22 protein-coding genes are annotated in these 21,781 nt (G+C 40.7%); 15 read left to right on the top strand and 7 right to left on the bottom strand.

All coding sequences use genetic code 11. The annotated features are described in order from the left end of the window. The 8 genes from CVT14_RS07220 (at nucleotide 1) to CVT14_RS07255 (ending at nucleotide 8,059) form a co-directional block, all read left to right on the top strand. Nucleotides 1-354, top strand: a complete 354-nt coding sequence (locus CVT14_RS07220) for an MmcQ/YjbR family DNA-binding protein (protein ID WP_107850009.1) — start codon at nucleotides 1-3, stop codon at nucleotides 352-354. Between the two features lie 85 nt (nucleotides 355-439). Next, complete coding sequence (gene murC / locus CVT14_RS07225) at nucleotides 440-1,747, top strand: UDP-N-acetylmuramate--L-alanine ligase (protein ID WP_107850030.1); 1,308 nt, start codon at nucleotides 440-442, stop codon at nucleotides 1,745-1,747. Further along, entirely contained in the window at nucleotides 1,747-2,064 is a 318-nt protein-coding gene (locus CVT14_RS07230) for a hypothetical protein (RefSeq protein ID WP_103639117.1), read from the top strand. Before murC ends, CVT14_RS07230 begins: the two co-directional genes overlap by 1 nt. Further along, the gene (locus CVT14_RS07235) at nucleotides 2,058-2,402 is read left to right on the top strand and encodes a hypothetical protein (RefSeq protein ID WP_103650317.1); all 345 of its coding nucleotides are present in this window, start codon (nucleotides 2,058-2,060) and stop codon (nucleotides 2,400-2,402) included. Before CVT14_RS07230 ends, CVT14_RS07235 begins: the two co-directional genes overlap by 7 nt. Further along, on the top strand, nucleotides 2,399-4,603 hold the full coding sequence (locus CVT14_RS07240) for an endonuclease MutS2 (protein ID WP_107850010.1): 2,205 nt from the start codon (nucleotides 2,399-2,401) through the stop codon (nucleotides 4,601-4,603). Before CVT14_RS07235 ends, CVT14_RS07240 begins: the two co-directional genes overlap by 4 nt. A gap of 96 nt (nucleotides 4,604-4,699) precedes the next feature. After that, entirely contained in the window at nucleotides 4,700-6,610 is a 1,911-nt protein-coding gene (locus CVT14_RS07245) for an EAL domain-containing protein (protein WP_107850011.1), read from the top strand. Next, entirely contained in the window at nucleotides 6,610-7,701 is a 1,092-nt protein-coding gene (gene dapE / locus CVT14_RS07250) for a succinyl-diaminopimelate desuccinylase (protein ID WP_107850012.1), read from the top strand. Before CVT14_RS07245 ends, dapE begins: the two co-directional genes overlap by 1 nt. 79 nt (nucleotides 7,702-7,780) lie before the next feature. Further along, the gene (locus CVT14_RS07255) at nucleotides 7,781-8,059 is read left to right on the top strand and encodes a hypothetical protein (RefSeq protein WP_232527090.1); all 279 of its coding nucleotides are present in this window, start codon (nucleotides 7,781-7,783) and stop codon (nucleotides 8,057-8,059) included. Between the two features lie 230 nt (nucleotides 8,060-8,289). On the opposite strand, the gene CVT14_RS07260 is transcribed toward CVT14_RS07255, so the two are convergent. After that, complete coding sequence (locus tag CVT14_RS07260) at nucleotides 8,290-9,120, bottom strand: peptidylprolyl isomerase (protein ID WP_107850013.1); 831 nt, start codon at nucleotides 9,118-9,120, stop codon at nucleotides 8,290-8,292. A 70-nt stretch (nucleotides 9,121-9,190) separates the two neighbouring features. Between CVT14_RS07260 and gltX the strand changes: the two genes are divergently transcribed. From gltX to CVT14_RS07295, 7 genes are all read left to right on the top strand, one after another. Next, nucleotides 9,191-10,570 carry a glutamate--tRNA ligase gene (gene gltX / locus CVT14_RS07265; protein WP_107850014.1) on the top strand — a complete coding sequence of 460 codons (1,380 nt, stop codon included), beginning with the start codon at nucleotides 9,191-9,193 and terminating at the stop codon, nucleotides 10,568-10,570. Next, a complete protein-coding gene (locus tag CVT14_RS07270) occupies nucleotides 10,567-11,820 on the top strand; it encodes a malic enzyme-like NAD(P)-binding protein (protein ID WP_107850015.1) in 1,254 nt (417 codons plus the stop codon). The genes gltX and CVT14_RS07270 overlap by 4 nt, the downstream gene beginning before the upstream one ends. Before the next feature lie 89 nt (nucleotides 11,821-11,909). Next, nucleotides 11,910-12,536, top strand: a complete 627-nt coding sequence (gene upp / locus CVT14_RS07275; protein ID WP_004317747.1) for a uracil phosphoribosyltransferase — start codon at nucleotides 11,910-11,912, stop codon at nucleotides 12,534-12,536. Nucleotides 12,537-12,545: 9 nt separating this feature from the next. Next, nucleotides 12,546-13,052: a ribonuclease domain-containing protein gene (locus tag CVT14_RS07280; protein WP_103596619.1), complete on the top strand. Its 507-nt coding sequence runs from the start codon at nucleotides 12,546-12,548 to the stop codon at nucleotides 13,050-13,052. Next, complete coding sequence (locus CVT14_RS07285) at nucleotides 13,049-13,321, top strand: barstar family protein (protein WP_103596620.1); 273 nt, start codon at nucleotides 13,049-13,051, stop codon at nucleotides 13,319-13,321. Before CVT14_RS07280 ends, CVT14_RS07285 begins: the two co-directional genes overlap by 4 nt. Then, nucleotides 13,318-13,992 (top strand): MqnA/MqnD/SBP family protein, encoded by a 675-nt coding sequence (locus tag CVT14_RS07290; protein WP_107850016.1) that lies wholly within the window; start codon nucleotides 13,318-13,320, stop codon nucleotides 13,990-13,992. The genes CVT14_RS07285 and CVT14_RS07290 overlap by 4 nt, the downstream gene beginning before the upstream one ends. Nucleotides 13,993-14,287: 295 nt before the next feature. Further along, nucleotides 14,288-16,123: an aryl-sulfate sulfotransferase gene (locus CVT14_RS07295; protein WP_021088977.1), complete on the top strand. Its 1,836-nt coding sequence runs from the start codon at nucleotides 14,288-14,290 to the stop codon at nucleotides 16,121-16,123. Nucleotides 16,124-16,158: 35 nt separating this feature from the next. On the opposite strand, the gene CVT14_RS07300 is transcribed toward CVT14_RS07295, so the two are convergent. The 6 genes from CVT14_RS07300 to lysS are packed head-to-tail and all read right to left on the bottom strand — an operon-like array spanning nucleotide 16,159 to nucleotide 21,777. Next, on the bottom strand, nucleotides 16,159-16,770 hold the full coding sequence (locus CVT14_RS07300) for a hypothetical protein (RefSeq protein WP_021089001.1): 612 nt from the start codon (nucleotides 16,768-16,770) through the stop codon (nucleotides 16,159-16,161). A gap of 27 nt (nucleotides 16,771-16,797) precedes the next feature. Then, nucleotides 16,798-17,586, bottom strand: coding sequence for a shikimate dehydrogenase (locus CVT14_RS07305; RefSeq protein ID WP_021088953.1), 789 nt, complete (start codon nucleotides 17,584-17,586; stop codon nucleotides 16,798-16,800). After that, nucleotides 17,583-18,476, bottom strand: a complete 894-nt coding sequence (locus CVT14_RS07310; protein WP_021088963.1) for an SPOR domain-containing protein — start codon at nucleotides 18,474-18,476, stop codon at nucleotides 17,583-17,585. Before CVT14_RS07310 ends, CVT14_RS07305 begins: the two co-directional genes overlap by 4 nt. Nucleotides 18,477-18,485: 9 nt before the next feature. Beyond that, nucleotides 18,486-19,028: a DUF1882 domain-containing protein gene (locus CVT14_RS07315; protein WP_002941307.1), complete on the bottom strand. Its 543-nt coding sequence runs from the start codon at nucleotides 19,026-19,028 to the stop codon at nucleotides 18,486-18,488. Continuing rightward, complete coding sequence (locus tag CVT14_RS07320) at nucleotides 19,028-20,272, bottom strand: serine hydroxymethyltransferase (RefSeq protein ID WP_021088979.1); 1,245 nt, start codon at nucleotides 20,270-20,272, stop codon at nucleotides 19,028-19,030. The genes CVT14_RS07315 and CVT14_RS07320 overlap by 1 nt, the downstream gene beginning before the upstream one ends. Further along, nucleotides 20,269-21,777, bottom strand: a complete 1,509-nt coding sequence (gene lysS, locus CVT14_RS07325; RefSeq protein ID WP_223154912.1) for a lysine--tRNA ligase — start codon at nucleotides 21,775-21,777, stop codon at nucleotides 20,269-20,271. The genes CVT14_RS07320 and lysS overlap by 4 nt, the downstream gene beginning before the upstream one ends. Nucleotides 21,778-21,781 lie beyond the last annotated feature (4 nt).

Raw genomic sequence — 21,781 nt, forward strand, 5'->3', positions numbered from 1 at the left:
TTGAAACGAAGTGACGTTGAAAAATATATAAAAGAGAAATTTGACATTTTAGGCGAGCAAATTTTTCCGAAGTATCCAAAATTTAGTGTCTTTAGTCACAAGAAAAACAAGAAGTGGTTTGCGCTACTTATGCAGTTAAGCGCTAGCAAGCTAGGTCTTGAAAGCGACGAGATGATCGAGGTTTTAAATCTAAAATGCAGCCCAGATCTAGCCATGGTGCTAGTTGATGAGCGGCAAATTTTTAAAGCATATCACATGAATAAAAAGCACTGGATAAGCGTAAATTTAAACTCCAAAATCTCGCAAAAAACAGTTTTTGACCTGATAGATGAGAGCTTTAGCTTAAGCAAATAAAAGCCATTTTCAGCCTTAAATTTAGTAGTTTTTGTTAAAATCACGAAAAACTTAAGGATAAAATTTGCAAGAGCTAAACAACGAGATCAGAAAAGTCCATTTCATAGGCATCGGCGGTATCGGCATCTCAGCCATCGCTAGATTTTTACACGAAAAAGGCCACAAGATAAGCGGCAGCGACATAAAAGAGAGCAAGACGACGCTTGAGCTAAAAGATGAAGGCATCGAGGTCATCACGCCGCACTGCAAAGAGGCGATAAAAGACCAAGACTTCGTGGTCTATTCAGCCGCGATAAAAGAGGACAACATCGAGCTAGTGGAGGCCAGACGAAAGGGCATAAAGTGCTTTTCAAGAAAAGAAATTTTGCCTTATGTGCTTGAAGATAAGTGTGTCTTTGCGGTAGCTGGCGCGCACGGCAAGAGTACTACTTCAGCGATGCTAGCAAGCCTTATTGAAGGCTCAGTCATCATCGGCGCCATCTCAAAGCAGTTTGGCTCAAATATGCGCTACGCAAAGAGCGACAACGTCGTATTTGAGGCTGATGAGAGCGATTCAAGCTTTCTAAACTCAAATCCATATCTAGCTATCGTCACAAACGCAGAGCCAGAGCACATGGAGCACTACGACTACGATCTAGCTAAATTTTACGCAGCTTACAAGGGCTTTTTGGAGCGCGCAAAGGTTAGAGTGATAAACGCTGAGGACGAGTTTTTAAACACTCTTAAGCTTGATGCGATTAGGCTTTATCCAAGCACCGATATCACGGAGCTTACGATGGTGGTAAGAGACTATCAGCCATACACTAGCTTCAACCTTAAAAATTTAGGCAAATTTGAAGCCTTTGGCATGGGCGAGCACATCGCTATAGACGCATCTTTGGCTATTCTAGCTGCGATGCACGAGACGCCGCTTAAAGATATAAGAGAAAATTTACTAAATTTTAAAGGCATCAAAAAGCGTTTTGACATACTTAGCGCAAACAAAAATTTCGTCCTAATAGACGACTACGCACACCATCCAACCGAGATAAAAGCGACGCTAAAATCAGTCTTTGAATACGCCAAAATTTTAGGTATAAAGAGCATCACAGCGATATTTCAGCCACACCGCTACACAAGACTTAGCACAAATTTACCTGGCTTCAAAGAGTGCTTTAAGGGCGTTGATGAGCTTGTCATCTTGCCAGTTTATGCAGCTGGAGAAAATCCGATCGAAGTTGATATGAAGAGCGAATTTAGCGAGTATAACCCGATCTTTACCGACAAGGTTGAGAGGGTTGAAGAGGGGATAGAATTTACAGATGAATTTGGCGTGAAAAACCGCCTAAGTGATGGCATCGTAGTTGGCTTTGGAGCGGGCGATATCAGCGTGCAACTAAGAGGCGGATATTAATGGATCTAAGCAACTTTAAACCCCAAGATGAAAATGAAATTTTAAAAGAGATAAAAGAAAAAGAGCTTAGTGAAGAAGAAATTTCAAGCCTTATAAATTTAGGCAAAAAAGATATCTTGATAGCCCTTGCAAGGTCACAAAAGCTAAGTAGCGTCCAGATAAAAGATATGCTGCCAAATGCTCCGTATCTAGCAGTTTGCTTGCTGGTTGAAAAGCAAGATATCAGCGAGGTTAGAGCTGAAATTTTAGAAAAGATCAAGCCTCATGCTGAGCTTTACAAAGAGCTCATCGCAAAATATAAAGGCGTGAAATGGTAAGAAATTTGATAATAATCGCTGGCGTGATGCTACTTTTTGGAGCGATCTGGGCGATAAAAGATGAAAAGATCAGCAAAGGCGTTAAGGCGCTCGTTAGCGCAGTGCTTGTAGCGATCCTTGTTTGCGTCTATTTTTACGAGCAAAATTTATCAAAAAATGAGGACACCATCTCAAAGCTAGTTAGCGATTTTAAACAAGGCAAAACACTAAAATGTGGCGAATACAACGTTAGCGCTGAGAAATTTAACTACGAATTTGGCACGGCGTCATTTTTGCCAAAGCGAGAATTTAGCGATCTTTCAGGCGTCATCGTGCCTATAAAAAGTTGTGAGCAATGACTGAAGAGATATTTTTAAAGCTAGATCTTGGCGAGTATCTGGATAAATTTAACTCCTTTTTAGCAAGGCAAAAACCGCTATTTTTACAAGGCGACAGCAAAATCCACTTTGAAAACATTAGTGAGCTTTCAAAGTATGATTTTAAGGCGCCTGATGAGATAAAAGAGCTTGATGACGCACTTATGAGGCTTAGCAAGCAAGCAGTGCTTCACATCAGCGAAATTTACGAGTTTGCAAAGATCATTAAGTATTTTTCATATCTAAAAAAGCAAAAATTTGAAGGCAGGCTTGGCGAGTGGATCGCAAAGGTTGAAATCCCCGAAGCGATGAGCCATATGGCAAACAGCTTTGATGAAAACGGCGAGTTTAGCGACAGCGTGGATGAGAGATTTGCTGCGATAAAGCAGGCGTTTAGCGAGAAAAAGCGCCAGATCGACGCTGAACTTAAAAAGCTTATCTACTCAAAGCACATCACGCCCTATCTAGTCGATACCCAGACGCACTACATCAACTCACAAGAGGCACTTTTGGTACGTGGTGGCTTTAATCACGCCCTAAAAGGCACCGTGATCGCTAGAAGCTCGGGCGGCTACTTCTACGTCGCACCTGCAAGCACCGAGCGCCTAAAAAAGGAGCAAAGCGAGCTACTTGATAGAAAAGAGGAGATCATTTTTGAGCACTGCAAGAAATTTAGCCTGCAGATGGGCAAGAGCCTGCTCTTTTTGAAATTTATAAATAATGCTTTTGATCAGTTTGACGCATACCAGGCTCGTGTAAATTTGGCTAGATCGCGTGACTATGAGTTTGTTTTGCCAAACAGCTCGCATGTTATCAAGCTTGAAAAGTTTGCCCACCCAGCGCTAAAAAATCCAAAGAGCGTGAGCGTGGATTTTAGTAAAAAGGTGCTTCTCATTACCGGTGTAAATGCTGGCGGTAAGTCGATGCTTTTAAAATCAATCATCTCAGCCACGCTTCTTGCAAAGTATCTGCTGCCTATGCGTATCGACGCAAACCACTCAAGCATCGGCTCTTTTAAAGAATTTGACGCGATCATAGAAGATCCGCAAAGTGTAAAAAACGACATCTCGACCTTTGCTGGTAGGATGGTGCATTTTGCAAGGCTTTTTACTAAAAAATCGATCATCATCGGTATCGACGAGATCGAGCTTGGCACCGACTTTGAGGAGGCTGCGAGCTTGTATGGCGTCATGATAGAGCGCCTCATCACTCAAGATATCAAAATGATCATCACGACCCACCACAAGCGCCTTGCGATGTTGCTAGCTAAAAATCCAGAGGTTGAGCTAGTGGCAGCACTTTACGACGAGGCGGCTCAAAGGCCTAAATTTGAGTTTTTAAAGGGCACGATCGGCAAGTCTTATGCCTTTGAAACGGCGGCAAGATACGGCATATCTCAAAATTTAGTGGCTCAGGCAAAGAAAATTTACGGCGAAGATAAAGAGAATTTAAACGAGATCATCACTAAGACGCTAAATTTACAAACCAAGCTTGATGAGGGGATAAAAGAGGTCACGGCAAAAGAGGAGCGGCTGGAGCGCTTGCTTGAGGAGCAAAAAGAGCTAAAAGAGAGAAATGAGATCAAGCTAAATGCGACTATTTCGCGCCTTGAAAAAGAGTATTATGAAGCGATAAATGCGGCAAAAGCTGTTATAAATTTCAAGGACATTAAAGACAAGCAAAGGGCGCTAAACGTGGCAAATGAGAAAAAAGCTGCCATCGTTAAGCCTAAAAAAACTGAGCGAGAGAGCCTAAAAGTAGGCGATAGAGTGAAGTATGAAAATATAAAAGGCACGGTTTTAAGCATCTCTAAAAATGACGCTATGATCGAGTCAAATGGCATAAATCTGCGCGTGCCACTCGAGCTTTTAAGAAAAAATGGCAACGAAGTAGTCTTGCCTAAAAAAGGTGGCGTAAGTTTAAGTGTAGATAAGCCAAAAACGGCTTCGCTCTCGCTTGATCTGCATGGCATGAGAGCTGACGAGGCGATAGCAAAGCTTGATAAATTTATCTCAGATAGTCTTGTTATGGGATTTGATGAGGTTAGCGTATTTCACGGCATCGGCACTGGCAAGCTTGCCTTTGCTGTTAAAAATTTCTTAAAAGAGCATCCAAGCGTGAAAGAATTTCATGATGCACCGGCAAATCAAGGCGGATACGGTGCAAAGATCGTTAAGCTTTGAGCTAAATTTTTAATTAAAAAATGAAAGAAATTTTTTATTTAGCTTGGATATAATCCAGTAGAAAAATTTAAATTTAAGAAAGGAAGTTTAAACTTTATGCCAGGTGACGAATCGCAAAAAAAGCACTTTAGTATGGTTAAAACCGTCACTTTGGTCGTGGTTTTGCTTTTTGCATTTTTCTTAACTGAAAATTTAATCGTCTATTCGTATAAATACAACAACGCACTCTCTACAAACAACTTTGGCCTCAAAAAAAAGACCGAGTATCTAACATATCAATATGTAAATTATCTTAAAAATATAAGTAAATTTAATATTATAGATTTTCAAAATTATATAACCGATAACGCTTTTGGCGAAGTCTTTTTGCTAAAAGAAAATGGCAAAAATGGCTTTAAGATAGAGGCCTCTTCAGACAAAAGCCTCGTAAATAAAGACTACGAAGACAAGAGCTGTGGCGACATCTATTCGCATGATTTTCAAAAGAATTATTTCAAGGCTGAAATTTTGCCAGAAAATAGCGCCAAAGTATGTATGTTTGTCGCAGTAAATGAATATATTTTAGGCTTTAAAGCGCATATAGATCAAAGGATAACTGGCACTAGCGATGAATTTTATTTTCAGTGGCTGATGAAAAACATGACTCTTACTTTGATCTTAAGCTCGATCGGTCTATTTTTAGGGCTTGCGGTCTGTCTTTGGTTTGTATTTAAGTATCTAAACATCAAATTTGACTATCTAAAAGTAAAAGAAGAGAGCACTATTAAGATCGCTGAACTAAAAGAGAGGCTATACATCGATCCGATGACAGGACTTTTTAACAAGGCAGCACTCATAAAAGATGTGAGCGAGTATAAATATCCAAAAGTGATACTTATGGATATCGATGATTTTGGCAAGATGAACGACTACTACGGCAAATACGTGTGCGACCAGATACTAAAACAGATGGCAAATCTCATCAAAGAATTTGCCAAAAATGAGAATATGAAGGCTTATTGTATCGAGGCGGACAGGTTTGCTTTGGTCGAAGATAATAACGACTTTATCGACAGATACGAGGAGCTAGCTGAAAATTTACTAGATATCTTTAAAGGCAGGATGCTTAGCATAAAAGATGAAAATGGCGCAGAGGTCGATGATATAGAAATTCACAACACCATAGGCTTTGCGCTTGATAGCGATCAGACTCTAAGAAAGGCAACCATCGCGTTAAAATCAGCTAAGACGCTTGATAAAGACTATGTTTGCTACTTTAAAGGGCTAAGCCAAAAAGATGAATACGCAAATCAGATCGAGCGCTCAAAGCTGATCCAAAACGCTACGATAAACGACAACATCGTGCCGTATTTTCAGCCGATATTTGACGAGAAGAAGATCCCTATAAAATATGAATGCTTGATAAGAATTTTAGACCGCGACGATGTCATCTCGCCAAGCGTATTTTTGGATATCTCAAAGCGTATCAAGCGTTACGCAGACCTTGAAAAACAGCTCATTAAAAAGTGCTTTGAGCACCTCACTGAAGATCCAAATTTGGTTCTTTCTATAAATTTAAGCAGCCGAGATATGATAGATGGCGACGTTAGCGCACTTGTTTTAAATTTACTAAACAAGCACAATGTCGCTGGCAGGATAGTTTTTGAGATAGTCGAAGACGAGGAGCTAAAGAGCGCTGAGCGCGTCTCAGTCTTTGTTGAGCGTGCAAAGAGCATGGGCGCTATGATAGCGATCGACGACTTTGGCTCTGGCTACTCAAATTTCTCTTACATCATAAAGATCAAGCCAGACTACGTAAAGATCGACGGCTCTATCATCAAAGATATCGATATCAATAAAGACTCATACGCCATCGCAAGCGCGATCGTGGCATTTGCAAAGGATCTTGGCATAAAAACGATCGCAGAGTATGTTCATTCTAAAGAAATCTTTAACGTCTGTAAGGAGATAGGCATCGACGAATTCCAGGGATTTTACTTGGGAATTCCTTCTAAAAAGGCGTTTTAGTGGTAGTTAGCTTTTTAAAAGAGCTTTTAAGCTTTCGCTCTATCACGCCAGATGATGCAGGCAGCTTGGAGTTCATCGCTAAATTTTTGCCTGATTTTGAGGCTAAATTTATAGAAAAAAACGGCACAAAAAATCTCATACTTTCTAAAATTTATGGAGAGGGCGAACATCTAGCCTTTGCAGGGCACGTTGATGTCGTGCCCCCAGGCGATGGCTGGGAGAGCGAGCCATTTACCCCACTAGAAAAAGATGGCTACATCTACGCAAGGGGCGCGCAGGATATGAAAAGTGGTGTGGCCGCCTTTGTTTGCGCTGCTAAAGATGCAAAATTTGACGGCAAGCTAAGCCTTATCTTAACAAGTGACGAAGAGGGCGATGGCACTTACGGCACGCCTTTAGCGCTTGAATATCTGCGTGAGATAGGGGATCTGCCCAAATTTTGCGTCGTGGCTGAGCCAACTTGTGATAAGAAATTTGGCGATAGTATAAAGGTCGGCAGACGTGGCTCGATAAATGGCAAGATCGTGATAAAGGGCGTTCAAGGACACGTGGCATACCCAGAAAAATGCATAAATCCAGTAAATTTAATAGCTCCACTTTTAAGCAAGATAGCTGACCATGATATGGACGGGGGGAGTGAGTTTTTTAGCCCAAGCAAGATCGTGGTGACGGACATTCGTGGTGGCATGCAGGTTTGCAACGTCACGCCAAGCGAGCTTAGCATAATGTTTAACGTTAGAAACTCAAATTTAACTGACGCAAATGACGTTGAGAGCTATCTTAGAAGCGTTTTGGATGGGCTTAGTTACGAGCTTAGTATAAAGCAAAGCTCGAAGAGATTTTTAACGAACAAAGATAGCAAGATCGTAAGAAATTTAATGGCATCTGTCACAAAGATCACTGGCGTTGCGCCACTTTTAAATACAAAGGGCGGCACGAGCGATGCTAGGCATTTTGCTGAATTTGGCGTAGATGCGATAGAATTTGGCGTCATAAACGATCGCATACACGCCAAAAACGAACGAGTTAGTATCAGCGAAATAAATAAACTTTATGAAGTTTTTAAAGACCTTATAGAAAATTTTCACTAATCTCTTTTTCATTAAATAGTTAAATTTAAACGCCACTTCTAGCGTTTTTTAGAATAAATTTTCAAAAAACGGCTACGTTTTGCCTGAAAATGAAACCACAGCAAAGGCTACCATATTTTTGCCGCTGATCATCGCTATTTTACTTTTGATAACACTTATCTTTGGTCTAAAACTTGGTGAAAATGGCGCATTTATGCAAAGAAGTAAATTTTGCTCAGTGGGAGCTATCAGCAAAATTTTTGAGCGTAACTTTTTGATGTTTTATGGCGTCATCTCTATCATTGTCTGCGCAAGTATCACAAATTTAGTGCTAAACCAATACAAATTTGGCTTTGATGCTCAGCCCTTTTTGTTTTAGGTATGGGAGCTGGAGCTGCGATAAGTCACAACTTCGTGCTTGCAAGCTCAGGAGCTGGCATCACACTTTTTGCTCCTTAAGCTGTAGCAGCCATTACATCTACGCTATTTACGTTGAATTTTTTACCAAAAAAGCTTAATTAAATTTAGCTGCTTTTGTAGGTTTTTGCTTATAAATTTTGAAGTTAAATTTTGGAGAAATTTAGCCACCAAAGATGGCTAAATTTGAAGTTATCTTAGGATTTGAATTTTTGCTTTTGCGCGGAGTTTTTCGAAGTAATCACTCATTAATTTTTCTTGCTCGCCTTGGTAAAGCTCGTTTATAACGTTATCTTTTACATCAGCAAAGCTTGGTGTGTATGAGCCGATCTTCTCTTTTACTAAAAACATATCAAAGCTGTCAGGTCCTTGCAAAGGCTGTGTGTAGTCGCCGTTATTTGTGCTTGAGATGATCGCAGCAAGTCTTGGATCTATGCTTTGATAGTCCAAACTCACCTCTTGTGTTTGCACGCCGTCTAGTAGCTTCGGACTTGTCTTTTGAGCTTCAAGCAGATCAGGGTCTTTTGCTCTATAAACTACGACTCTAGCGGTGCTAAAGACCTTAAATTTATTAGGATTAGCGTCAAAATATGCCTTTGCTTTTTGCTCGTTTATATTTTTGCCAGCCTCAGCAGCTATGCTTTTATAAAGCTTTTCTTGAAGCATCTTGTGCTCTAAGTTGTTTTTGAAGTCCAAAAAGTCCATGCCTTGAGCTTGGATAGAGCTTCTAAACTGCGAATTTGTCATACCATTTTGCTTTGCGATCGCCTCGATCCTGTCGTTTAGCTCAAAAGGCGTCACGCTTAAATTTAAGTTTTTTATCTGCGCATCTTCAAGCCTATCTCTGATAAGCAAATTTAAAGCATCCTGCTCTGTTGTCTTTAGTTGTTCCTTCAAGCTATAAACCTCGTAAAGCGTAATAGGCTCGTTCTCCACGATAGCTGCGATGCCGTTTATCATCTGAGCTGAATATAAATTTAAGGCACTTAACACGCCAGCAGCCAAAAAGAGCAATTTTTTCATAATGAAACCTTTATTTAAGTATTTAGTAAATATAATTTTGGGCAATTATAACATAAAAATAAGGCACAAAATGATAGTTACTAGATTTGCTCCGTCGCCTACTGGATACCTACATATAGGCGGACTTAGGACAGCTCTTTATAATTATTTATACGCAAGAGCTAACAATGGAAAATTTCTGCTCCGCATTGAAGATACTGACTTAAAACGAAACTCAGAAGAAGCCACGCAAGCTATAAAAGAGGCATTTGCTTGGTGCAAGCTAGATCACGACGGCGAAGTGACCTATCAGTCAAAGAGATTTGATCTTTACAAAGAGTATGTCAAAAAGCTGCTTGATGAGGGCAAAGCCTACAAATGCTACATGAGCAAGGACGAGCTTGAAGAGCTTAGAGCTAGCCAAGAGGCTAGAAAAGAGCGCCCAAAATATGATAATAGATATAGAGATTTTACTGGCACGCCTCCAGCTGGCATCGAGCCAGTCATCCGTATAAAAGCCCCACTTAGCGGCGAGATCGTCATACATGACGGCATAAAGGGCGAGGTTAAATTTAAGGTTGAAGATATCTTAGATGACTTCATCATCGCAAGAAGCGACGGCACACCGACATATAACTTCACAGTCGTGATAGACGATGCGCTAATGGGCGTCACAGACGTTATCCGCGGCGATGATCACCTATCAAATACCCCAAAACAAATTGTTCTATACGAGGCGCTTGGCTTTAAAACGCCTAAATTTTACCACGTCGCTATGATAAACGGCGAGGACGGCAAAAAGCTTAGCAAAAGGCATGGCGCGACTGACGTTATGGAGTATAAAAAGATGGGCTACTTGCCTGAAGCGCTCTTAAATTTTCTCGTTCGTCTTGGCTGGAGCCACGGCGATGATGAGATTTTTACTATCGAGGATATGCTTAAATACTTCAATCCAAACGATATCAACAAAAGTTCAAGCACCTATAACGCTCAAAAGCTTGACTGGCTAAATTCTCACTATATAAAAACTTTGCCTTACGAGAGGCTAGCGCACGATATGCTTGAATTTGGCGTGGATTTTAAGGCTTTGGTAAAGGGCGAGCTACTGCTAAATTCACTCCGTGAGAGATCAAAGACCTTAATAGAAATGGCAAATAGCGCAAATGCTATCATCAACGCTCCAAAAAGCTACGACGAGAAAGCTTGGGCTAAATTTATAAATGAAAATAGCAAAGAAATTTTGGCAAAATTTGCTCAAATTTTAGACCGTGACCTTGACGCAAAGGGATATGAGGAGCTAACTAATAAATTTTTAGAGCAAAATGGCTTAAAACTAAAAGACCTAGCTCAGGCCCTAAGGATAGCGCTAACTGGCTCAAGCGTGAGCCCAAGTATCTTTGAAGTGCTTGAAGTAGTAGGCAGTAATGAGATCAAAAACAGAATACAAAATTTATTAAAGGAAGAGAAATGACACATGTAACTAAAGAAGAGGCACTAAACTACCACATCGGCGGTAAGATCGAGATCAAGGTAAAAACACCTTGTGAGACTTCAAGAGACCTTTCAATGGCCTATACACCAGGCGTTGCTGAGCCATGCCGTGAGATAAATGCAGACACTGAGCTAGCTTACAAATACACAAATAAGGCAAATTTAGTAGCTGTCATCACTGATGGCACGGCTGTTCTTGGTCTTGGTGACATCGGCGCTATCGCTGGTAAGCCAGTTATGGAGGGCAAGGCGGTGCTATTTAAGAAATTTGCAAACGTTGATGCCTTTGACATCGAGCTAGATGAGCATGATCCTGATAAGATCGTTGAGATTTGCAAGGCTCTTGCTCCGACATTTGGCGGTATAAATTTAGAAGATATCCGTGCTCCAAAGTGCTTTGAGATAGAAAGAAAGCTTCAAGAAGCAGTTGATATCCCTGTAATGCACGACGATCAGCACGGCACAGCGATGATAACAAGCGCTGGCATTATAAATGCGATGGAAATTTCTGGCAAAGATATATCTAAGATAAAGATCGTAGTTAGTGGCGCAGGTGCAGCCGGCATCGCTTGCGCAAAGATGTATAAAGCACTTGGCGCAAAACACATCGTGATGATAGATAGCAAAGGTGTCATCCACTCAAAAAGAACAGATCTAACTCCAGAGAAGGTCGAATTTGCGCTTGAGACCGAGGATAGGACTTTGGCTGATGCGATGAAAGGCGCTGATATGTTTTTAGGTCTTTCTAAGCCTGGCGTTGTGACAAAAGAGATGGTTGCGTCGATGAACAAAGAGCCTATCATCTTCGCTTTGGCAAACCCAGTGCCTGAAATCTTCCCAGAGGACGTCGTAGCTGTAAGAGATGACGTTATGATGGGCACAGGCAGAAGCGACTATCCTAACCAAGTAAATAACGTTTTGGGCTTTCCATTTATCTTTAGAGGGGCGCTTGACGTTAGGGCTAAAAAGATCACTGAAAATATGAAAATGGCTGCAGCTAAAGCGCTTGCGCAGCTTGCAAAAGAGCCAGTGCCAGCTGAAGTTTTAAAGGCAAGTGGTGTTAGTGAGCTAAAATTTGGCAAAGAGTACATCATCCCAAAACCATTTGACAAGCGCGTGCTAACAGCGGTCGCTCCAGCAGTTGCTAAAGCTGCGGTTGAAGATGGCGTAGCGAGAGTAAAAGATTTTGATGTTGAGGCTTACAAAGCCAAACTTGCAAAAGGTTTTTAATCAAATTTAGCCCAAATTTTGGGCTAAATTCTCCTCTTGGCATTTTGTAAAAGACAAACCTTGTAAAACAGTAAATTTAAGGACAAAAAATGCAAAACGTGAAGCTCATCTCACATCCATTGATCGAGCATAAATTAACAATCTTACGTGATAAAAACACCCAGCCTTTTCAGTTTCGCATGCTAGTTGATGAGATCAGCTACCTTATGATCTTTGAGGCGACTAGAAATTTAAAGGTAAAAGATGTCAAAGTCCAAACACCAGTTGCGGTGGCAGACGCAAAAAGGCTCACTACAAAGGTGATGATATGTCCTATCTTAAGGGCTGCTCTTGGCATGCTTGATAGTGTCTTTACCATCATACCAGATGCGAGTGTTGGCTTTTTGGGCTTTCAGCGAAACGAAGAGACAGCGCAGGCTGAGTTTTTCTACGCAAAGCTTCCAAAAGACGCAAAAGAGCGCATGGCTATCATCATAGATCCTATGTTTGCGACTGGAGGCACGGCGATAGACGCGGTTAAGTTCTTGCGTGAAAAGGGCGTTAAAGAGATCAAATTTATCTCTATCATCGCTGCACCTGAGGGGCTAAAGAGATTTAGTGAAATTTACCCAGACGTTGAGGTCTATACGGCTTCTATCGATGAGAAACTAAACGAGAAAAACTACATTGTTCCAGGTCTTGGTGACGCTGGCGATAGAGTTTTTAACACTCTTTAAGGGCTAAATTTGAACAAAAGACTTTTGCCAGCTCTAGTCGCCTTTGTCATTGCTATCATCGTTGGCACCTTCTTTTTTTCAAAAGAGGGCGGCGAGGCAAACAAAAACGCTCAAATTTTACTTGAGCAGCTAAACAAAGAGGGGCAAAAGAGCCAGAGTCTCGCAGAAAATGGCTCATATACCTCAAAAGATGAGGTCGCACTTTATATCTATAAATTTAACAAGCTACCAAAAAATTTCATAACCAAAAAAGAGGCAATGGCTCTTGGCTGGGACGCAAAAAGCGGAAATTTATGGCAGATAAGCGGCGGCAAAAGCATCGGTGGAGATAGATTTTCAAACCGAGAAAAGAGGCTGCCTGAGGCTGATGGTAGAAAGTGGTTTGAGTGTGATGTAAATTACAATGGCGGCAGGCGTGGCGCTGAGAGAATTTTATACTCAAACGACGGGCATATCTACTACACGCCCGATCACTACGAGCATTTTTATCTGCTTTATGAGAAGAGGATGCAATGAAAAGCGTGATCTTAGATGCTAAAAAGATGCTCGAAAAAGAAAAAATGCATGAGTATTTTGCTAAGAAATTTGACCTGCCAGAGTACTACGGCAAAAATTTAGACGCGCTCTTTGACTGCCTTTGTGAGATAAATGAGCCAACGCTTATAAAGCTAAAAAACGAAAGTGCTTTGGATAGTGGCACAAAAGAGAGCTTAACCCAGCTATTTCGCGACGTTTGCAGTGAAAACGCGCTAGTTAAATTTGAGCTTGTAAAAGATGAAAAATGATATTTGGAAAGATTGATTATCTAAATTTACTCCCATTTCACGTTTTTTTAAAATCAGCCCCACTAAGCTCTCAGATAAAAAAGGCGATCGAGTTTAAAAAGGGTGTGCCAAGCAAGCTAAATAGAGCCCTAAATGCCAGAAAGATCGACGCTGCGGTTATTTCAAGCATAGCCAGCAAAAAGGCAAATTTAAAGAAGCTAAATTTTGGAATAGTCGCCAAAAAAGATGTAAAAAGCGTGCTTGTGCGCAAAAACTCAGCCCCAAAGCCAGATCCTGCCTCAGCTAGCTCAAACGCCCTAGCCAAGGTGCTTAAGCTAAATGGCGAGGTGATCATAGGCGACAGGGCGCTAAAAGCATACTTAAGCGAGGGCAAAGAGTGCTTTTATGACCTTGGTCAAATTTGGCACGAAAAGACAAATTTGCCCTTTGTTTTTGGTAGGTTTTCTTACGTAAAAAATGGTTCGTTTTACAAAAGACTAGTCGCAAAATTTTTACAAAAAAATGTAAAGATCCCAAACTATATCTTAGCCAAGTATGCTAAAAGCCGCGGCATAAGCGAGCAAGATATCAAGTGGTATCTTAAATTTATAAGCTACAAGATCGGCCCAAAAGAGCAAAAATCACTCCGAAAATTTTTTAAAGAGCATAGGTTTTTAAGAGAGGTAAAGTAGTAATAAGACTAGGTAAATTTGCTAGCATCATTTTTTATTATATTTGACCTTATAAATGGCGAAGATAACGAGGTTGAATACGCTATTTAATAAATTTTAAATATATTTTTAAATTTTAAGCTAGTATTAACTTTAGCGTGAAATTTATGTTATAAAGATTTACTACAATTACACACAAAGCAAATCATTTTTGTTATTCCTTTTACTGATTTAAGCCTTGGTTTTTGCCAAGGCTTTTTCTAAATTTTATAAGCTTTATGAGTAGAGTTTATAAAATTTATCTAAAGGAGATGTTATGAAAAAGACTTTGAGTTGTGTTGCACTAGCCTCTGTGCTTTGCTCGAGCGCTTTTGCGATAGGCGGTCCAAGCGGAGCTAAGCTTGACTACGCTATTACCGGAGCTATCGGCGAAGTAGTGGTAAATCCTTATGACACAGCACCACTTACAGCAGTCATCAAAAATGGCGGCTACACACTAAGCAACGCTAAGGTCACTATCGTGCCAAAGCAAGGCGGTCAGGTGATAAGCTACAAAGTGGCTGACAAGCATCTTCGCACACATGGCGGCATCCCAGTTTTTGGCATGTATCCTGACTATCAAAACACCGTTGAGGTCGAGTACGACAAGAGCTACAAGGGCAAGACTGAGCATATAAAAGAGAGCTATAAAATTTACGCCCCAGCTATCTATCTAGAGAGCTCTGGCACGCCAAATCAAAAGGGCGCACTATTTGACAAGATCGAGGTTACTAAGCCAGCGAGTGCTAAATTTGCAAACCGCCTCTACTATGTAAATAACTTTGTAAATAAAACAGGCAAGGGCACAAAAGTCGTTTGGAACAACCCAGCCGGCGGTGCGATCGAGTGGAACTACAGTCCAAATAACTTCATCCTTGATACAAAAGGCGAGGTTAGATGGTATCTTGAGCCAAGTAAAATTTACGATCTTAAACAGCCATTTCACGCTGGCGTTATGATGGGCTTTAAGCAAAATGACGACGGCGCGATGACTTGGGGGTACGGTCAAAGATACGCAAAATACGACATCATGGGTAGAGAAATTTTCAACCGCGAGCTACCAGCTAGCTACAACGACTTCTCTCACTCAATGGACGTAGCACAAAACGGACACTACTTCTTGCGCGTGGCAAATGCCGACTACAAAAGAGCTGATGGCAAAAACGTAAGAACAGTGCGCGATGTGATCGTTGAGCTTGACAGAGATGGCAACGTAGTTGATGACTTTAGACTATATGAAATTCTTGATCCTTACCGTGATATCGTGCTAAAAACGCTTGATCAAGGCGCAGTTTGCTTAAACATAGACGCTAAAAAAGCAGGCCACACAGCAAGCTCTGATGAGCTTCAGTCTATGGATACGCATGATAAATGGGGTGACATAGTTGGCGCAGGTCCTGGACGCAACTGGGCACACGTAAATAGCGTGGATTACGACCCAAGTGATGATAGTATCATCATCTCAAGCCGTCACCAAGACGCAGTTATAAAGATCGGCCGTGACAAACAAGTGAAATGGATCATGGGTGCTCACAAGGGCTGGAGCGATAAATTTAAAGATAAGCTTCTTCAGCCAGTTGATAGCAAAGGCAATAAGATCGTCTGCGAAGATGAGTACTCAAAATGCCCAGGATACGAGAGCGACAAAGGTGGCTTTGACTGGCAATGGACGCAACACACGGCATTTAGGATAGATAGCAAGTCTAAAAAAGGCGAAATTTATCTAAGTGTATTTGACAACGGCGACACAAGGGGTATGGAGCAACCAGCCATCGCTGGCATGAAGTACTCTCGTGCGGTCGTTTATAAGATCGATGAGAACAAAAAGACCGTTGAGCAGATCTGGGAGTACGGCAAAGAGCGCGGTAAAGAGTGGTATAGCTCGGTTACTAGCCTTACACAGTATCAAGATGACCTTGATAGCGTGATGGTCTATTCAGCTGTTGCTGGCATGCAGTTTGACATCGCAAAAGGCCGCCCAGTAGGACTTCCTAGCCCGCACATCGATGAGTTTGAATGGGGCGCAAAAGAGCCTAGCATCGAGATAAAGATGACAAATGCTATGGGGTATCAAGCGTTTCCATTTAGCTTACAAAAAGCGTTTGAGAAGTAAATTTTTTCCTCCTTTGCTTCGGCAAGGGAGGGCTTTTAGTTTTGTGTGATCTTAAAATTTATTTGCTCTTTTATAACAACCTTTGCATTTTTCTCTCTTTTACAAAACTCTAGAAAATTTAATCCACTTTTTGTATCGTCATTTAGCCCAATGCAGCCAAAGCCCTTCTCATCATGCGGATAAAGCGCTAAATTTAGGTTTGGAAAGATAAAAAAGCACCACTCGTTTAAGGAGTATGTATAGAGCATGAGTAGTTTAGCTAGATCTTTGATCTCATCAAATTTTAAAGCATCTATCCTAAGGCAGATGGCAGGCAGCAAAATCTCACCATTTAAACCAAGATCAAAGTGCTCATTTGGCTCTTGCAAGATGCCTAGCTTTTTAAATTTATCGTGCAAATGTTTTATTGCAAGCGCTTCATCGCTCAAGTTAGTATCATCGTAGTTTAAGGCGCTTATGACAAATACCTCTTTTTTAAATTTATAAAAATATTTATCAAATAGCTTTAGTGCAGTATCTACGCCAGAAGTCCAGTTTTCATCCTCTATCTCAAAAAAACCTATCCAGTTTTTAGAGTGGCTAAAGGAGTTAAAATTTATATCGCTAAGCTTTAGAGCCTTATTTATCAAGCTTGATGATTTTTCCATTTTGTTTAATGCACTCTTGCAAGAGCTCTATAAACTAAGAGCCTCTCGCATAGAAATTTCTATCTTTTTCTCATCAAGGCTGCCATTATAAAATAAATTTAACGCTAAAACCGCTTGATACAAGAGCATATCAGCTCCGTCTTTACATGCTAAATTTTGCCTTTTTGCCTCTTTTAAAAATGGCGTTTGCTTGCCGTAAATAACATCAAATGCAAATTTAGCACTTTTTAAAATGCCATCTAAAATCTCTTTTGGTGCTGGCAAAAGATCGTCTTTTAGCCCTGCTGAGGTCGAGTTTACCACTAGATCAAATTTATGCTCTTTATAATCATCCCAGCTAAAACACTCGTATTGATCTTTAAATTTATCAAGCCTAGCCTTGCTTCTATTTAGTATGCAAACATCTATGTTTTGCGATCTAAGCGCGTAGGCTAGGGCGTTTGCAGTGCCTCCAGCTCCAAGAATGATGGCGCTTTTTGCCTCTTTGAAATTTGATATCGCTTTTAAAAAGCCAGGTGCGTCAGTGTTGTAGGCATAAATTTTCTCATTTTTTAGCACTAAAGTGTTTGCAGAGCCTATTTTACGTGCTGCTTCTGAGGCGTCATCGGCTAAATTTAGAGCAAATTCTTTATGCGGGAGTGTAACATTTGCGCCGTTTAGTTTTAGGGATTTAAATTTATTGATTAGCTCATTGCCATCTTTTAGCAAAACCCTAGTATATAGGGCATCAAGAGCTAGATCGGCAATGGCTTTGTTGTGTAGTCTTGGAGATACCGAGTGAGCTATCGGATCTCCAAAAACTGCGAATGTTTTCATTTTGCTCTAAAGACAAAAGCGTCTTTATTGACATCTTTTCTTATGTCATTTACAGCTTTTTGTAGCCCTTTTTCATCAAATGGACCAACTAAAATTTTAGTTAGCTCGCCAGCTTTTATAGTTTTGTAGCTATAACCTTTGGCTGCTATTTTTTTCATATAGTCGGCATTTGGGTTAAATTTACTAGTCGCAAATACTTGAACATAAGAGCCTTTTGCGACGCTCTCAGCTTTTGCTGGAGCTTCAGCTTTTTTCTCTACTTTTTCTGCTTTTGCAGGAGTTTCAGCCTTTTTCTCTACCTTTGTTTCAGGTTTTTTCTCAGCTTTAGTTTCAGCTTTTTTCTCAGCTTTTGCCTCAGTTTTGGCTGGCTTTGCTTCAGCTTTTTTCTCTACTTTAGCTTCGCTTTTTGTTTCAGCTTTTTTAGCTGGAGCCTCTACCTTTGCCTCAGCTTTTTTAGGTGCTTCAGTTGGTTTTTCAACAGCTTTTACTATCTCTTTTGGCTCTTCAGTTTTAGGAGCTGATTTTGCACCTTCTTTATCTTTTAGCTTTTTGATCATATCTTCAAAATCATCTTGTTGCTTGTTTTCAGGCACGATAGGCACTTGCTCGAAAAGTTGTGTATCGCCTTTTTTAACATCTGAATTTGTATCTTGCGCAGGCACCTGCGTATCGACTGGTTGCTCTGCTGGCACTGGAGGCAGAACTAGTCTTGAGTCGGCTTCATTTTGTGCTTGTGTTGAGTCGCTTGAGTTTATAAGCTTCATGGCTACGATGATGATTAAAAAAAGTATAACAAGAGCTGCTATGAACATAAGAAGTTTCTTTAGTTTTGCGCCCTTTGCCTCATCATCTTTTTCTAAAAGTATATCTTTTAACTCTTCGTTTTCCATTATTTCTCCTTACATATATTTTGACCAACTTGCCCCACGCTCTTTTTGATAGAGGTTATATGGCAAAGTTAGGATGTTAAATTCTTTTGGCATATCTTGATTTGGGAACATTCTCCACTCTTTGGCTAACTTTTGTGAGAGCTTTGCGCTTAGCATATTTGCAAGCGTGCAAGCTTCATTTAGCGTAGTGTGACCTTTATGCACATAAAGGTGCAAATGTCCTGGCGTCTTGGTCTCGTAGGCTGTGAAATTTATAAAGCCTTCTTCTCTTAAAAGAAGCTGCGCTCTATGCCAAAACCTATCTGGAGTTCTGCCGTTGTAGTCAAAGACTATATTTTCGACCTTATCACTTGCATTAATCAGCGAGTGGGCGATTATAGCTTTGCCCTCCTCATGCTCTTTCATGACACTATAAGTTAGTGGTTCATTGATCTTTTCAAATTTATCAAAGAAAATTTTACCCTTGTACTCTATCTTATTGACGATCGTGTCACGTTTGATGTAGTAGTGGGTCGTTATTATCTTTATAAGAGATGTATCAATACTTTGCATCAATATGTCGCTTTATCGTAGATTATAAATTTATGAGCAAGATCGACTAGTTCGGCTTTTATCTTCTCTTGCAAAGAGGTGTTGTTGATGTCACTTAGAACGTCAGCGATCTTGTTTGCTATTAGCTCAAACTCAGCTTCTTTCATACCACGAGCCGTAAGAGCTGGGCTACCTACACGTATACCGCTTGTGATAAACGGACTTCTTGTCTCGCCTGGGACTGTGTTTTTATTTACTGTTATGCCAGCATTTCCAAGAGCGATGTCCGCGTCTTTTCCACTAAATTCGCGCTTTAGAAAGCTCATTAGGATTAGGTGGTTATCAGTGCCGCCGCTTACTAGATCAAAGCCTCTGCTTATTAGCACTTCGCCAAGTTTTTTAGCGTTTGCTTTTACTTGTTTAGCGTAAATTTTCCACTCAGGGCTAAGGTTGTGCTTAAAGCCAACTGCCTTTGCAGCGATGACATGAACTAGCGGACCGCCCTGGATGCCTGGGAAGATAGAAGAGTTTATCTTTTTAGCGTACTCTTCGTTGTTTGTCATGATGATGCCGCCTCTTGGGCCTCTTAGAGTTTTATGCGTAGTTGAGCTTACGACGTCGCAGTGTGGGAAAGGATTTTGATGCTCACCGGCTACGACTAGGCCAGCGATGTGGGCAACGTCTGCAAAGAGTATCGCGCCAACAGCGTCAGCTATCTCTCTAAATTTCTTAAATTCAATCTCTCTTGTATATGCGCTTGCGCCACAAACGATCATCTTTGGTTTTACTATCTTTGCGATATCCATAACTCTATCGTAGTTTATGCGACCATCAAGCTCGACGCCATAAAAAAAGCTCTCATACATCTTGCCAGAGCTGCTTACCTTTGCGCCGTGAGTTAGGTGTCCGCCGTGGCTTAGATCCATGCCTAAAATTTTATCGCCTGGATTAAGCAAAGCACCATAAACGCCTTGGTTTGCCTGAGAGCCTGAGTTTGGTTGAACGTTTGCAAATTCACATCCAAAGAGCTCTTTACATCTATCGATCGCGATTTGCTCGATCTCATCGACAAATTCACAACCACCATAGTATCTCTTGCCAGGGTAGCCTTCAGCGTATTTGTTTGTTAGGATTGAGCCCATCACCTCCATAACATCTGGATATGTGAAATTTTCGCTAGCGATCATCTCTAGGTGGTCGCACTGGCGTTTTAGCTCTAAATTTACTAGGTCAAAAATTTCTTTATCGTAGCTTTGCAAACTCATTTTTCATTCTCCTTTGTCTCAGTTTTTAGTGGTCTCATCGCTGGGAAGAGAACAACGTCGCGGATTGATTTTTTATCTGTTAGAAGCATCACAAGCCTATCTATGCCTATGCCTTCGCCTGCAACTGGCGGCATGCCGTATCCTAGGGCTTTTACATAGTCTTCATCCATCTCGTGAGCCTCGTCATCGCCTGCGTTTTTAGCATCGATTTGCGCTTTAAAGCGGTTGTATTGATCTATTGGATCATTTAGCTCGTTAAAGCCATTTGCTAGCTCACGACCAGCGATAAATAGCTCAAATCTCTCTGCCACATCAGGATTTGTGTCGCTTCTTCTTGAAAGTGGGCTAATAGAGATCGGATAGTCGATAACAAAAGTTGGGTGTATTAGCTTACTCTCTACGTAGTTGTCAAAGAGTTCAGCCTGTAAGTGGCCAAGGTCAAGCTTCTCATTTGCCTCAAAGCCGTCAGCTCTTAGTTTTGCTAAAATTTTAGCCTTATCGCTTACGATATCTTCAGCAAGTCCGCCGATCTCAACTAGGGCTTTTTTATAGCTTATGCGTTTAAATGGCTTGCTAAAATCAATCTCCATACCATCAAAATTTATTACTTTCTCCATGCCAAGTTTTTCTAAAATGACATTAAATAAATCCTCTGTGATGCCCATTAGATCATGGTAGTTGTGATATGCCCAGTAAAACTCTATGCTTGTAAATTCAGGGTTGTGAGTTAGATCCATGCCCTCATTTCTGAAGTTTCTATTCATCTCATAAACAGCTTCAAAACCGCCAACTACAAGGCGTTTTAGATATAGCTCAGGTGCGATTCTTAGGTATCTCTCAACTCCAAGGGCGTTGTGAAATGTCACAAATGGTTTTGCATTTGCGCCGCCAGCTATTGGGTGAAGCATCGGAGTTTCAACCTCTAAAAAGCCCTTTTCTTCAAAAAATCTTCTAATCGTGCTTATAATCACCGAGCGCTTTTTAAAATCAGCCCTAACTTCAGGGTTCATTATCATATCAAGGTATCTTTGGCGGTATCTTGTCTCAACATCAACTAACCCGTGGTACTTCTCTGGAAGCGGACTTATCGATTTTGTAGCTAAGCTAAGCTCATTTACATGCATTGAAAATTCGCCAGTTTTTGTTATAAAAGCGTAGCCTCTAACATAGACGATATCGCCTATTTCTACATATTTTTTAACGATTTTAAACCACTCTGGGTCAAGCGTCTTGTTGCTAAAGTAAATTTGTAAATTTCCATTTTCGTCTTCTATGTTTGCAAAGACCGCTTTGCCAGCGTCACGGATCAGCTTTATCCTGCCTGCAAGGCCAACTAACTGCCCCTCTGCTTTTTTCTCTTCTGTATCTTTTATATAGTTAAATTTAAGTCTAAATTTAGAGATATTCATATCTCTTCTAAGAAAATGTGGATATGGATTTATGCCTAAATTTCTAAGCTCATCTATGCTTTCTAATCTTTGAATTTCGTGTTGGTTGTCAAATATCACC

It is taken from the genome of Campylobacter concisus (assembly GCF_003048445.1).
GTDB classification, from domain to species: Bacteria; Campylobacterota; Campylobacteria; order Campylobacterales; family Campylobacteraceae; genus Campylobacter_A; species Campylobacter_A concisus_BF.